At 56.9% G+C, this 13,742-nt stretch carries 14 protein-coding genes; 10 read left to right on the top strand and 4 right to left on the bottom strand.

Annotated elements, in window-relative coordinates; all coding sequences use genetic code 11:
* The first annotated feature begins 176 nt into the window (after positions 1 to 176).
* From ACYSMN_RS18715 to ACYSMN_RS18705, 3 genes are all read left to right on the top strand, one after another.
* A complete protein-coding gene (locus tag ACYSMN_RS18715) occupies positions 177 to 1,514 on the top strand; it encodes an ABC transporter permease (protein ID WP_488925442.1) in 1,338 nt (445 codons plus the stop codon).
* A gap of 492 nt (positions 1,515 to 2,006) precedes the next feature.
* Entirely contained in the window at positions 2,007 to 2,906 is a 900-nt protein-coding gene (locus ACYSMN_RS18710; protein ID WP_488925441.1) for a ChaN family lipoprotein, read from the top strand.
* 179 nt (positions 2,907 to 3,085) lie between these two features.
* Positions 3,086 to 3,724 (top strand): hypothetical protein, encoded by a 639-nt coding sequence (locus tag ACYSMN_RS18705; RefSeq protein WP_488925440.1) that lies wholly within the window; start codon positions 3,086 to 3,088, stop codon positions 3,722 to 3,724.
* 27 nt (positions 3,725 to 3,751) lie between these two features.
* Here the strand turns inward: ACYSMN_RS18705 and ACYSMN_RS18700 are convergent, their stop codons facing one another.
* Complete coding sequence (locus ACYSMN_RS18700) at positions 3,752 to 4,630, bottom strand: hypothetical protein (RefSeq protein ID WP_488925439.1); 879 nt, start codon at positions 4,628 to 4,630, stop codon at positions 3,752 to 3,754.
* Between the two features lie 149 nt (positions 4,631 to 4,779).
* The gene (locus ACYSMN_RS18695) at positions 4,780 to 5,412 is read right to left on the bottom strand and encodes an NAD(P)-dependent oxidoreductase (protein WP_488925438.1); all 633 of its coding nucleotides are present in this window, start codon (positions 5,410 to 5,412) and stop codon (positions 4,780 to 4,782) included.
* 87 nt (positions 5,413 to 5,499) lie between these two features.
* Here ACYSMN_RS18695 and ACYSMN_RS18690 point away from each other — a divergent pair, with 87 nt between their 5' ends.
* The 7 genes from ACYSMN_RS18690 (at position 5,500) to ACYSMN_RS18660 (ending at position 11,903) form a co-directional block, all read left to right on the top strand.
* Positions 5,500 to 5,868, top strand: coding sequence for a winged helix-turn-helix transcriptional regulator (locus ACYSMN_RS18690; RefSeq protein ID WP_488925437.1), 369 nt, complete (start codon positions 5,500 to 5,502; stop codon positions 5,866 to 5,868).
* A 270-nt stretch (positions 5,869 to 6,138) separates the two neighbouring features.
* Positions 6,139 to 6,402, top strand: a complete 264-nt coding sequence (locus ACYSMN_RS18685) for a GNAT family N-acetyltransferase (RefSeq protein WP_488925436.1) — start codon at positions 6,139 to 6,141, stop codon at positions 6,400 to 6,402.
* Between the two features lie 48 nt (positions 6,403 to 6,450).
* On the top strand, positions 6,451 to 7,383 hold the full coding sequence (locus ACYSMN_RS18680; protein WP_488925435.1) for an MBL fold metallo-hydrolase: 933 nt from the start codon (positions 6,451 to 6,453) through the stop codon (positions 7,381 to 7,383).
* 24 nt (positions 7,384 to 7,407) lie between these two features.
* Complete coding sequence (locus ACYSMN_RS18675; protein ID WP_488925434.1) at positions 7,408 to 8,157, top strand: hypothetical protein; 750 nt, start codon at positions 7,408 to 7,410, stop codon at positions 8,155 to 8,157.
* A 192-nt stretch (positions 8,158 to 8,349) separates the two neighbouring features.
* Positions 8,350 to 10,452: a glycoside hydrolase family 97 protein gene (locus ACYSMN_RS18670; RefSeq protein WP_488925433.1), complete on the top strand. Its 2,103-nt coding sequence runs from the start codon at positions 8,350 to 8,352 to the stop codon at positions 10,450 to 10,452.
* A 194-nt stretch (positions 10,453 to 10,646) separates the two neighbouring features.
* Positions 10,647 to 11,063 carry a helix-turn-helix domain-containing protein gene (locus ACYSMN_RS18665; RefSeq protein ID WP_488925432.1) on the top strand — a complete coding sequence of 139 codons (417 nt, stop codon included), beginning with the start codon at positions 10,647 to 10,649 and terminating at the stop codon, positions 11,061 to 11,063.
* 75 nt (positions 11,064 to 11,138) lie between these two features.
* Entirely contained in the window at positions 11,139 to 11,903 is a 765-nt protein-coding gene (locus ACYSMN_RS18660; RefSeq protein ID WP_488925431.1) for an SDR family oxidoreductase, read from the top strand.
* Between the two features lie 163 nt (positions 11,904 to 12,066).
* Here ACYSMN_RS18660 and ACYSMN_RS18655 read toward each other — a convergent pair whose 3' ends face one another.
* Positions 12,067 to 12,420 carry a HesB/IscA family protein gene (locus ACYSMN_RS18655; RefSeq protein WP_488925430.1) on the bottom strand — a complete coding sequence of 118 codons (354 nt, stop codon included), beginning with the start codon at positions 12,418 to 12,420 and terminating at the stop codon, positions 12,067 to 12,069.
* 159 nt (positions 12,421 to 12,579) lie between these two features.
* Positions 12,580 to 13,671 (bottom strand): serine hydrolase domain-containing protein, encoded by a 1,092-nt coding sequence (locus ACYSMN_RS18650; RefSeq protein ID WP_488925429.1) that lies wholly within the window; start codon positions 13,669 to 13,671, stop codon positions 12,580 to 12,582.
* Positions 13,672 to 13,742 lie beyond the last annotated feature (71 nt).

Below are 13,742 nucleotides of genomic sequence, written 5' to 3'. Positions count from 1 at the left end.
GCCGCGTAGCGGTGCCAGATCGGCTGGCGGCTCTGGCACCGCTACGCGGCGCAACCCACCCGAACCGACTGGGGTCTACAAATCTGTCACCGCTACGCGGCCACTCCGCAATTTAGGTTCATTACCTACTCACCTTTCTGCCCAATCACCTACTCACTTAATCACCTAATCACCCCATGAATAAGATCGGACTCGTTTTTCAGCGCGAATACCTTTCGCGGGTGCGCAAGAAGAGCTTTATCATCATGTCCTTGATTGGGCCGCTGCTCACGGTGGCGCTTTTTGCCGTGCCGCTGCTTATTGCCCGCATGTCGGACAAAGACAAAACGGTAGCCGTAGCCGACGCGGGCAACTTGTTTGCCGGCCAACTGCCCGAGCCCAAAAACGACCTTCGCTTCGTGCGCATCACTCCAGATCTGAGCCAAGCCAAGACGGAGTTCAAAAAAGGCAAGTACGACGCGCTACTCTATATTCCGAAGGTGGACCTGGCCAGTCCCGCTGGCTTCCAGGTGTTTTCGCGCAAGGGTTTGGGCGTGTCGTTGGAGCGGGACATCAACCGCGCCGTAAACCAGCAAGTTGAGAATCAGCGCCTAGCCCAGTCGGGCATTGACCGGGCCACCCTCGACAAGCTCAAGGCCGACGTGGACTTGGAGACAATCAGCCTGAGCGACGACGGCGAGAAAAGCTCCAGCACCGGCGTGAGCACCGGCGTAGCTTACTTCTGTGGTTTTCTCATTTATATGTTCATCTTCATTTACGGCGTCCAAATCATGCGGGGCGTGATGGAAGAAAAGACCAGCCGTATTGTGGAGGTGGTCATTTCCTCGGTGAAGCCTTTCGAACTGATGATGGGCAAAGTGCTGGGCATTGCGGCTGTGGGCTTCACGCAGCTTGCGCTGTGGGTGGTGCTGTCGATAGGAATTACTTCCGTGATGGCGCGCTCGGTGAGCCCCGAGAAAATGGCCGAAGACCGGCTGGCACGCACTACGGCCGTTGTTAGTGCCAATACTGCTCAAGAGAAATCAGCCAAGAAAGAAGCCAACGTGGCGGCCAAGTTCACCAGCGCCCTACGCAACGCTGACTTGAACGTGCCGCTCATCGTGGGGTGCTTCCTCTTCTATTTCCTGGGCGGCTACTTGTTCTACGGGGCACTATTCGGCGCCATCGGCTCGGCCGTGGATAATGACACGGATACGCAGCAATTCATGCTGCCCGTGACCATGCCGCTGGTGCTCACCTTCGTGGTATCGCAGGCCATCCTTACCACCAACCCTAACGGCTCGGTGGCGGTGTGGATGTCGATGATTCCCTTTACCTCGCCCATTGCCATGATGATGCGCCTGCCGTTTGGGGGCGTACCGATGTGGCAGCTAGGTCTGTCGATGGGCTTACTAGTGCTAGGTTTCGTGTTCACTACCTGGCTGGCCGGGCGCATCTACCGCGTTGGTATTTTAATGTACGGTAAGAAGGTCAACTACCGCGAACTGTCGCGCTGGATGTTCTACAAGGGGTAAGTTGCTGCTGATTAGACCTACGTATTTCTTTGCTCAAGCCTTGGCCTCCTAGTGGTGTCGAGGCTTTTGCTTGCTAACCAAAGTTGGGAGTAGGGCGTTGAGCCCCGGAGGGGCGGCATATCGGTAGAAATACGCCTGTAACGTTGGCCAAAGCCCCATCGGGGCGACACAACCCGTTCAACGATTTGGTGTCGCCCCGACGGGGCTTGTACACATTTATATCGTTGTTCTTACTACCGATATGCCGCCCCTCCGGGGCTCAACGCCCTACTCCCCAACTTGGGTTTGCTATATATGTCGCGGGAGTAGCAACGTAGCAACAGAGTCTCCAGCTAAGCATTCATAAGCAGCGAACTACAGGCACACGAACATATCTGTAAAATTCTGATGAGCATATGTCTATCTCACTTCTCATATCTCGCTGTCTTACATCTCATGTCTCGATACTTCGGCGCAGACGTAGCGGTTCGCGGAGGCGGAGTATCTTCGTAGATGCCGATAAAAACTCTATCTCAGCAATTACTCGCCGGGTTCTGCTTGCTGCTGCTGGGCAGCTTCACGTTACGGGCCACCGACGAAAAGCCCGCCTACCGCCTCTTCACGGCCACCGGCAAAGCCAGCAGCTACGACCAAATGCTCAAGTCGCTGGCTGCCGCCGACGTGGTTTTCTTCGGGGAGCAGCACAACGACCCTATCGCGCACTGGCTGGAATTGCAGCTCGCCAAAGACCTCACTCGGCTGAAACAGGGCCAGTTGGTGCTGGGCCTGGAGATGTTCGAGCGCGACGTGCAGCCCCTCGTAGACCAATACACCACCGGCGAGCTGGCCGACAGCACCTTCGAGCGCCAAACCCGCCCCTGGCCCAATTACGGCACCGATTACAGGCCGCTCGTGCAATTGGCCCGGCAGCAGAAATTCCGCGTAGTGGGCACCAACGTGCCGCGCCGCTACGCCTCGCTAGTCGCCAAAGGCAGCCTGGCCGCGCTGGACGCTCTGCCGGCTGCTGAAAAAGCCTGGATGGCTCCGCTGCCCGTGCAAGTCGATTACGAGCTGCCCGGCTACAAAAACATGGCGAAGATGTTCGGGGGTGACGGGGCTCACGCGGCAGGCGTGCAGAACATCATTCAGGCCCAGGCCCTTAAAGACGCCACAATGGCGCACTTCCTGAACCAAGCCCGGCCCGCCAACCATCTGCTGTTCCACGTCAACGGCGCCTACCACTCCGACAACCACGACGGTATTCTAGCCTATTTGCGCCAAGCCAATCCCAAGCTGAAAGTGCTGACCATCAGCACCGTTTCGCAGGAGCAGCTGGCCAAGCTAGATAAGGCGCACGAGCAGAAAGCCGATTTTGTGTTGGTAGTGCCGCAGGATATGACCAAGACTTATTGAAGTAGAGATATTTGGGCAACAGGTCGAATAAAATACCGCGCAGACATTCCGCCTAAACTCATGCGGAGCCGTTTAACTACATCCATTTTCACTTGGATGCCGAATAACTCGCTGCCTAGCCCAGAGCTTTAGCCCTGGAAGGCTGCCAACCGCAAAACAGCCCCAAGCAATTTTTTGCCATGATTTCCAGCCAGAACTATACCGACTTGCCCGATGCCGCCTCGCTACAGCAGCTCTGCAAAGCCTTGTCCGTGCTTGACGCCATCAACTCGCCGGAGTGGGAATACCGCTACTATAGTTACAATAAGCTTTGGGGGGAAGGCGAGGAGTGTTTCGAGATGAACGACGGCGAAGCCGACCAAATGTTGGTGCTCTTCCGCCAAGAAGGCTGCGTCATCAATGGCTACGCTCACGGCGCCGACCAGCCCGACAAAGCCCAGGTGACACGCGGCTTGCCCGACGCTTTCGATGAATTCATCTTTGGAGAACCAATAAATTCCATCGGCACCACGTGTTGCCTTTGGTACACGCCCGCGCACGGCTGGCAAACCGGCGTACTAGACCCCGACGCCGAGGACAGCTCAGATGAGCTGCTATTCATCTTCGACGGCAAACCCGAAACCTATGTGGAGTGGGCTACGGAGTACTACGACGAAGATGAGAATAAAAAGCTCCTTGATCCGGCCGTCGTAGCTCAGATCTATCGGGGTGAAACGCTGACGAAGGCAATGGTGCTGGCCCTAGTGACCGAAGTAGAAGACTGGGCGCTACTGGAAACGGACTTGCAGGAAATTGGCTACCCTTACGATTTCAGCTAGTTCTTTGCCTGTGATTATTCGGCAAGGTTATGCTAGTGGGTTTGTGCCAACGCAGGCAGCATCGTGCAAGTCGATTAGCTGCCGGGCTTCGGCGCAGGTTTGGCCGCTGCCGTACTCGCCCACCCATTCGCACACAGAATAGCCTTGGCTGTGAGCGGCGTACTGCGCTATCCAGTGTTGGTGCTCCAGTAGCTGCTCGGGCGTGTCGTAGGGGAAAGGATGGGGCGGCCGGTGAAAGCGAATGCGCCAGGGCTTGGGCTCTAGGCGGGCGCGGTAACAATCCTGGGCCAGGCACATGCGCACGTACGTGTCGTCGGCTCGCAGGGCCGTAAATACCTCTTGCGCCTCTGAGCTAGCCGGGGCCAGCAGCTGGTGCGTCACGAGCAGCCGAAACCCCAGGCGCGTCCGGTACACTCGAAAATTCCACCCCGGATATAGTTGCAGCCACGCTGCCAGCCGCAAGTCGAGCTGCTCGCGCGGCACCAGCGGCGGTGCGGGTGGCGGCGGGTTGAACAGCCGTTTGAAGAAACCAAGCAAACTAAACGGCGTGGCGTCGGGGGCCGGCCGTTGCAAATCCCGGTCGTCAACGTCGATGAACATCACCTGAGTTGAATTGAGCACCCGGCTGCCGTAGTGATTGCGCGTAATGGCCGCTATTAGTTCTCTCCGGTCGTTCAGTAGGCGTTGTTCCAGCTGCTCCCGCAACGGCCGCGAACCAACCGGATATTCCCGCAACCAATTTTTGTTGGTTTGTAGCCACTCAGGGCGTTGCCGCAACAGTTCAGCGGCTTGCCGTTGAGCATCAGCGAGGCTAACGTCGCTGCCGGCATAGGCCGGGGAGGCGGGGTTTCCATTTGCTGCCGCGTAATCCTGCGTTGCTCGGGCCCAAAACGTGTATACCTGCATGACGAAAGAGAAGGGGAGAAGGCCGCGAATGTAGTGGAGTTTGCGGGTCTTCCTATCCAACGTATTGCTTCCTGCCCAATGACAAACCCCGAGCCACTGGCTGATGATGCCAAGTCACTCGGGGCTCTATCTTTCCTCTGCAAACCGCGCTAATAGCTCACGAACGGCATTTTGCCCACAAACTCCTCACTTTCAACTTGTTGCAGAATGAAATCAGCCAGATCGGCGCGGCCGACGCTGGTGCTGGCATTCACGCCCACCCAGCCCACGCGGTACTTGCCTTTGGCGGGCTCGGTGGTGAGGCGCGGACCCCGCACGATTTCCCAGTCTAGGCCGCTGTTGCGCAGCACTTCGGCGTGGCCCTGCGCATCGGTCAGGACGTGGGGCACCACAATGCGCATGATGCCGCGAATGAGCTTGTCGGCAAATTTGGGTTGGTCTTCGGCGTAAGGCAGGCCCCCACCCGAGAGGCTAATGATGCGCCGGACGCCGTGCTGCTTCATGGCCGCCACAATGTTGGCGGTGCCGCGCGTCTGCACGTCTTTGGGCGAGCCTTTCACCTGCCCGAACAAACTTATCACGATGTCGGTGTCGCGCACAGTGTCGGCTACGGTGGCGGCATCGAGTACGTCGCCACGCACGACTTCGAGGTTGCGCGACTGTTGCGGGATTTTCAGCGGGTCGCGGGCCAGGGCCCGGACGGTGTAGCCTTTGGAAAGCGCCAAGTTGAGAAATTGCTGGCCGGTGAGGCCAGAGCCACCGAAGAGGGCAATTCGTTTCATAGATGCATCGAGTACAGGGAGTTCTACGCAATAACCAAAGCCTAGAGGTACCGGTTGCTATGGCACGTACTGACTTCCAAGTAAGAAATGGCTTCTACGCCCGTATCCATCACCCCGCGCTGCCCCATTCGCACCACGCTTGAATTGGTAGGGGGGAAATGGCGCCTGCTCATTCTGCATCAACTCAGCGCCGCCCCGTTGCGGTTTGGAGAGCTGAAACGTGTACTACCTGGCATCAGTGAGAAAATGCTGGTGCAGGAGCTGAAGTATCTTACCGATGCCGAGCTACTCAGCCGATGCAACTATGGTGAGGTGCCGCCCCGCGTGGAATACGCCCTCACGGACGCCGGCCGGGCCGCTCTGCCGCTGGTATCCGCCGCCGCTACTTTCGGGCAGCTCTACCTGCGCACTGTGCTAAGCGACACAGGCGGGGCTTCTCAAGGCCCCACGTGTTAGCTGTTAGCTTGCCGCCGTATAGCGGGCCGCTTTTGATTCGGCCACTTCAGCCCAAGTGAAGCTCATGCATTACCGCGAAGCCCAGCTCACCGACATCCCAGAAATCTTCGATGTGCGTTTCTCTGTCACGGAAAATGTACTGCGTAACCGGTCCCTGGTCACGGTAGCCGACTGCGAAGACTACCTAACCCGGCGTGGGAAAGGTTGGGTGTGCGAGGCAGATGGCCGCCTCGTAGGGTTTAGCATCGCCGATTTGCAGGACCATAACATTTGGGCGCTTTTCGTGCGGCCCGTTTCGTGCGGCCCGAGTACGTGGGCCACGGAGTGGGCAAGCAGTTGCACGCGCTCATGCTGAACTGGTACTTTGCGCAAACTTCGGAAACTGTCTGGCTCAGTACCGGGCCCGGTACCCGCGCTGAGGAATTTTACCGCCGCCACGGCTGGCAAGACGTGGGCCGAACGGCCAGCGGGGAAGTGCGCTTTGAAATGACGGCGGCAGAATGGCTGCGCCAGTCCGGTCAGCAAGATCAGTAGACAGTTGCTATTCCACCACGCCGCATGCGCCTTTGTTACTGCTTTCTTTTGGTTCTACTTTGGGGCCCCGCCGTGCTGGCGCAACGGCCGGCCGCGCCGGCCTTTACCGTGGTGCCGCTGGGCGTGAAGGGTGGCCTTGAAGAAGGCAATCTGTCGGCGTACTTAGTGGCGCCGGCTGGCACCACCACCTTCGTCTGCCTCGACGCAGGAAGCTTCCGGACAGGCGCGGAGAAAGCCGTTGCCAACCAGGTTTTCGCGGTGCCCGTCGATACAGTGTTGCGCAACTATATCAAAGCGTATCTCATTTCCCACGCCCACCTCGACCATGTAGCCGGCCTACTGCTCAACTCCCCCGACGATGCACCTAAGCCCATCTACGGCCTAGCCAGCTGCCTCACAACCATCCAGAACGACTATTTCAACTGGCGGGCTTGGCCGAATTTCGGTAATGGTGGCAACCCGCCCGCGCTACGGAAATACCAGTTGCGGGAACTAACGCCGCGGCAGGCAACGCCCATCGAAAACACCGGAATGAGCGTGCAGGCATTCGTCCTGAGCCACGGCAAAAACTACCAAAGCACGGCTTTTCTGGTGCGCAGCCAGAACAGTTACCTCCTCTACCTCGGCGACACTGGTGCCGACGAAATCGAGCAGGCGCCTAATTTGCGGGAGTTGTGGCAGGCGGTGGCACCGTTGGTAAAGGCCCGGCAGCTGAGGGCGGTTTTCATGGAAGTATCGTACCCCAACGCACAACCGGTAACCCAGCTGTTCGGCCACCTCACGCCCAAACTATTGATGCAGGAAATGAACAGTCTTGCTCAGTTGGCTGGACTTGATGCCTTGCGCGGGCTGCCAGTCGTCATCACTCACCTAAAGCCGACGCCGGGCAACGAAGCTACCATTCGCAAGGAGCTCACGGAAGCGAATAAGCTACAGCTGAAACTGGCATTCGCGGAGCAAGGCAAAAAGCTGGAGTTTTAGCTTATAAAGTAATCAAGTAAAATCATGGCGCAGTACTATCTCGGTGGCTGGTATCTACTTATTCTTCGCGCTATAGATTATGGTTTGCAGAAAGGTAAAACATCATACACATGTAGCACATGCATCAATAAAAGTTTATTAGCTGATTGGTCTTTTTCTTGGGCAATTAGAAGCTATAGGACCGAGCGAAAAATTAAAAAGGAGTTTGATATTACAGATCAGATAATCAAAAATATCCGGGAATGGGTAGATGAAAAATATGATGCAAATAGGGTAGGCTGCACTAATGTATTTGCGGATGTTGATGCAGCAAAAGCGTATCAACAGCAATTTTTCGCACATTTGCCTTCTGTGCAATTGATGTCTGTCTACTTCGAGGAAGAGCAGCTTAAGAAATTTTTAAGTCATTGTACGGCCGAAGTGAAATATGAGAATCTGAGCTCGACAGGACTTCACGACATACTTGTTCGCAAGACAGTTGAACAGTTCAGCGAGATAGAAACTACTATTGGATTCGATTTAATTGCGGTGGAAGCAAGCGGCAATTTTCATAGTTTTCAGTGCCAGGATTGGAAAGAAGTGGCAGATAAATTTAAGCTTCAAGTAAATGAATGGGGGCTCCTAAACCAATGTGATGACTGGCAGCCAGTACTCGATTATCTAAATAATGAGCAAAACGGATCCGAGCCAGTACCGTGGTTCGTAGTGAAGGTGAAGCGAGCAAGCTCTGATACGAGTGAGCCGGCTCAATTGCGCCTTCCAGTTCCGAGCTAGCTAGAAGCATGTATGCTGCTGAAATTGCTCTAGTTAAATTACGGTTTCGAAGATTGCAAAGATAGTAGGCAAGCCCCATCGGGGCGACACCCGGCCAGCCATGTGTCGCCCCGTCAGGGCTCAACTATGTGCTTCGGACTTGGGTTAGCTAGGTAGATTGAACTACCTTCCGCCGACATTCTCTGCCCGTTCATGACGAAAGCTGCTTTACTTCTTGCTGCCGCGCTGTTGAGCGTTCCGGCGCTGGCCCAAACCATCCATTCACCCGGCAACAAGCTCATGCTGAAATTCCAGCTCAGCCCGGCCGGTGAGCCAACCTACCAGCTCAGCTACGGAACGAAGCCGGTACTGAAGCCCAGTCGGCTCGGAATATTACTGCAAAGCCAACCGGGCCTCGATCAGGGTTTCACCATTGCGCAAACCGATTCCAGCCAGCACGACGACACTTGGACGCCGGTGTGGGGCGAGGTGAAGCAGATTCGCAACTACTATAAGGAGCTGGCCGTCACGCTCCAGCAGCCCGCGGCTACCGGCCGCCGCCTCGTATTGCGCTTTCGCCTGTACGACGACGGCCTGGGTTTTCGCTACGAGTTTCCGCAGCAAGCCGGCCTCACCTACCTTGTGGTACAGGACGAGAAGACGGAGTTCAACCTGCCCGCCAACCACAAAGCCTTCTGGATTCCGGGCGACTACGATTCCAACGAATACACTTACAGCACCACCCGGCTCAGCGAGGTAAATACTGCTCCTATTACCCCCATTCAGCTAAAAGCCGCGCCCACCACGGTCCAAACGCCGCTCATGCTCAAGTCCGACGACGGGCTGTACGTGAACATTCACGAGGCGGCGCTGGTCAACTACCCGGCCATGATGCTGAACGTGAATACGCAAGCCTTCGGTCTGAGCAGTCAGCTCGTGCCCGATGCCACTGGGGCCAAGGCGTATTTGCAAGCGCCGGAACACACGCCCTGGCGCACCATCGTGGTGAGCAACAAAGCGCCCGAAGTACTGGCGTCCAAGCTTATTCTGAATCTGAACGAGCCCACCGCACTTACCGCTACGGAGTGGATTAAGCCGCAGAAATTCGTGGGCGTGTGGTGGGAGATGCACGTCAACAAAGCCAGCTGGAACTACGCCGATACCAGCAATATCAAGCTGGCGGGCACCAATTGGAGCAGACTCAAACCCAACGGCCGCCACGGGGCCAACACCGCCAACGTGAAACGCTACATCGACTTCGCCGCCAAACACGGCCTGCAAAGCGTGTTGGTGGAAGGCTGGAACGTGGGCTGGGAAGACTGGGCCGGCAACTGGAAGGAAGAAGTATTTGACTTCGTGACGCCCTACCCGGATTTCGACGTGCAGGAATTGCAGCGCTACGCCGCCAGCAAGGGCGTGAAGGTGATGATGCACCACGAAACCAGCAGCTCCGTCACGAACTACGAGCGGCGCCAGGACGAAGCCCTGCGCTTCATGAAGCAGAACGGCTACGACGCCGTGAAAACCGGCTACGTGGGCCGCATCATTCCGCGCGGCGAGCATCACGACGGGCAATGGATGGTGAACCACTACAACCGCACCGCCGCCAACATGGCCCGTCAGCAGATTATGGTCGACATGCACGAGTCGGTGCGGCCAACGGGCTTGCACCGCACGTATCCCAACTGGCTGGCTAGTGAAGCTGCCCGCGGCAACGAGTTCAACGCTTGGAGCACCGGCAACCCACCCGAGCACGAAACCATTCTGCCCTTCACCCGCCTCATGGGTGGCCCCATGGACTACACGCCCGGCATTTTCCAGATCAAGCTGGAACCCTGGAACGCTACTGCCAACAAGGGCCGGCAGGTGCACACCACACTGGCGAAGCAGCTGGCCCTCTACGTGACGCTGTACTCGCCGCTGCAAATGGCCGCCGACTTGCCCGAAGCCTACGAAAAGCACCTCGACGCCTTCCAGTTCATCAAAGACGTACCCGTTGATTGGGATGATACGCGCATTCTAGCCGCCGAGCCCGGCGACTACCTCACCACGGCCCGCAAAGCCAAGGGCAAAGAGGAATGGTACCTGGGCAGCATCACCGACGAAAACGCCCGCCAGCAGAACGTGAAGCTCGATTTTCTCACGCCCGGCCAACGCTACGAAGCCACCATCTACGCCGATGGCAAAGGCGCATCTTGGGACCAGAACCCCATGGCTTATCAGATTCGCAAGCAGAAAGTAAACAGCAAAACAACCCTGAAGCTGCAACTAGCCGCGGGTGGTGGAGCGGCTATCAGCATCAAGCCACTGCGGTAGGGGCTGCGGGCAGGCGGCTTTTCGCCGCCCGCCCGCTCGTCGTACACCGGTATCCGGCAAAAAAAGCCACCTGCTTATCGTGGCTGTCCGCTCGGGGCGGATGGCAACCGGGCGGACGGCGAAAAGCCGCCTGCCCGGAGCGAACAAAGCGGCCGCCCGTTGTTACTACTACAAACCTCATCAACTTACTCTCGATGGCAACTCGCATTCCGCAGAAAATACTCGCTCGCCAGCACGAAATCACCGCGGACTACCTGCGGGAGGTGGACAAGCACCTAGACGATATCGTGGCTGGGCGGGCTACGGAGATGTTTGAAGTGCGCGACCTTGCGGAGCGCCTATTTATTCATCCTACGCACCTGAGCAACACCATCAAGCTGACCACGGGCCACTCGCCGTGTTACTTCTTCGAGGCGCGTATTATGGACGTGGCCCGGCAACAGCTGCGCGAAACCAGCCTATCTATTGCCGAAATTGCTGCGGGCCTCACGTTTGATGCTTCCAACTTCACGAAGTTCTTCAAACGCTTCGAGGGCCTCACACCCAAGCAGTACCGGGAGCAAGAGCTAGCCAAGCAGCGGGCGCAAAAAACTGAAACTGTTACCATTTAAACGGAAACAGTCACCAGAATTTGCGGGGATGCGGGGCGCACCTTTGTATCGTACTTAATCAGTGATACAAACCCCATGAACGCCACCAACAAAATAGCCCTGATAACCGGCGGCAGCCGCGGCCTGGGCAAAAGCGCAGCCCTGGAACTGGCCCAAAACGGCACCGATATCATCCTGACCTACCATAGCCGCCAGCAAGAAGCCGCCGCCGTAGTAGCCGAAATCGAAAGCCACGGGCGCAAAGCCGTAGCTCTGCAACTCAATACCGCCGACAGCCACTCGTTCGATGATTTTTGGGCCCAGGTGAGCCAGCAACTGCAAGAGTACTGGCAGCGCCCCACCTTCGACTTCCTGCTCAACAATGCCGGTATCGATGCCGCCTCGCCCTTCGCCGAAACCACCGAAGAGGCGTTTGATCAGCTACTGAACGTGCACTTCAAAGGCGTGTACTTCCTGACTCAAAAGGCATTGCCATTGCTGGCTGACGGGGGCGGCATCATCAATTTCTCCACGGGCCTCACGCGCTTCACTACGCCCGGTTACGCGGCGTATGCTTCCATGAAAGGCGCCATTGAAGTATTCACGAAATATCTGGCCAAGGAGCTAGGCAGCCGCGGCATTCGGGCCAATATCGTGGCGCCGGGCATCGTGAAGACGGATTTCACGAAAGCGGCGCGGGAAGCCCATCCGCAACTCGAAGCCTACATGTCTTCCCAAACCGCGCTAGGCCGCATCGGCGAGCCCGAGGACATCAGCGGAGTAGTGGCCTTTCTCTGCTCCGATAGTTCCCGCTGGGTGAACGCGCAGCGCCTCGAAGCTTCGGGTGGTTATTCACTGTAGAAGCGAGAGGTGAGACCGTAAGATATGAGAAGCGAGACTTTTTGATGTCTAAAAAGCCTCGTACGCAACACCAAGCGCGTAAACACAAAAATGCCCTAGCCTCGCAGCTAGGGCATTTTCATTTGTATCAGCGAAATAGATTCGGCTAGCGTTGAGCAGCGAATTAAGCCGAGAACGACGAGCCGCAGCCGCAGGTGCTTTTAGCCTGGGGGTTGTTGAAAACGAAGCCGCGGGCGTTGAGGCCATCCTGGAAATCGACTTCCATGCCCATTACATACATGGCGTGCTTTTTATCCATGATGAGCGTTACGCCGTCGATATCGAAAGTTTCGTCCTGGTCTTTGGGCTTGTCGAAGCCGAGCAGGTAGCTCAGGCCCGAGCAGCCGCCGCCCTGCACACCCACGCGCAAACCGTATTCGCCGGGCACGTTCTTTTCGGTGAGAATAATACGGACCTCCTCCAACGCGCGGGAAGTGAGGCTGATGGGAGCAAGTTTCGTGGAGACGGCCGTTGCCATATGTTGTTCGTGTTTAGAGAAGTAAGGCGACAAATATACGAAGTCGGCGCAGGAGTGAAGTGACTTTCCCGCCGGACTCGTTGTGGCTATAACAGCAGTAGTCGGTTGGGGGTTCAGGCTATTCCGCGTAGCGCGGAAATCTGTTTCGCGCCACGGTGGCTACTGGCTGCTCGTAACGGCCGGCAACACGTATTGCTCCATCAACTCATCCACCTGCTTGTGCATGTAGGGCTGATTATAGGCGCTGGCTGTCACGACTACCACTAAATCGAGGTCCGTGAAAACGAAGATTTTGTTGCCGCCGTTGCCGCTGCAATAGAACGTTTCGCGCTTTTTTCCGCCAACCTTGTACGTCTTATTCCACCACAAGTAGCCGAAAGAATCGCCGAAGGGCGTGGAGTGATACTTCCGGAAGGATTCCTTGACCCAACCCGCGGGCAGAATCTGTTGCCCGTGCCAAAGGCCCCCATTCTTGTACAACTGCCCGAACTTGGCCAGATCGAGGGGCGTCATGCGCAGGCCGCCGGCAGTGCTAGGCACGCCTTGCGGTGTGTAGTTCCAGCGGTAGCGCGTAATGCCCAGGGGCTGAAACAGCTTCTCTGTGGCGTACTTTTCCAGGCCGCCGGGCACTTTCTGGTTAAGTACGTCGCCGAGCACCACCACGCCGGCCGTGAAGTAGCGCCATTGTTCGCCTGGTTGGCGGTCAGGCGCCATGGGCAGGTTGAGCGTCCACTCCACCCAGTTCGGGCTGGGGTACATGTTGTTTTCGTTGCCCGGCGACTTGTCGTCGTTGTCGTCACCTAGAAAGCCCGAGCTCATTGTTAGTAGTTGGTCGAGCGTGACGCTGGCTTTGGCGGGGCTGTAGTTGCGGTACCGTGGCAGGCGGTAGAAATCAGAAAGGGGCTGAGATATGCTTCGCAAATGGCCTTCTTTCAGCGCAATGCCGGTCAGGGCCGAGGTAAATGATTTGCCCACCGAGCGTGTGTCGTGTAATGTGCTGTTGGTGGTGCCGTTGTAATACTCCTCAATCAGTAGCTTGCCCTTTTTGATAACCACGACGCTGTTGATTTGCTTGAAGACTTTCTCTTCCATCTTGTCCCGCAGCGTCTGCATGAGCGGCCCGTTGTACGACTCAGTGCTTTGCTCCCAATCTTGTTCCGGCGGCGACTGGTACGGCCCCAATGTCTGCCCGCCGCCGTTAAGATCGGGCGATAACAGCAGTAGGCCAGTTGCCAGTAGAAGATTCTTCATGGGCAGCAAAAGTAGTGAACACCAGCAAGGTACGCCGGCTGGAAGATACTGGGTGACAAAGATAAAGACAA

It is taken from the genome of Hymenobacter sp. M1-2 (genome assembly GCF_057808495.1).
Note: the sequence above shows the minus strand (reverse complement) of the source record. Positions and strands in the feature narration are given on the sequence as shown.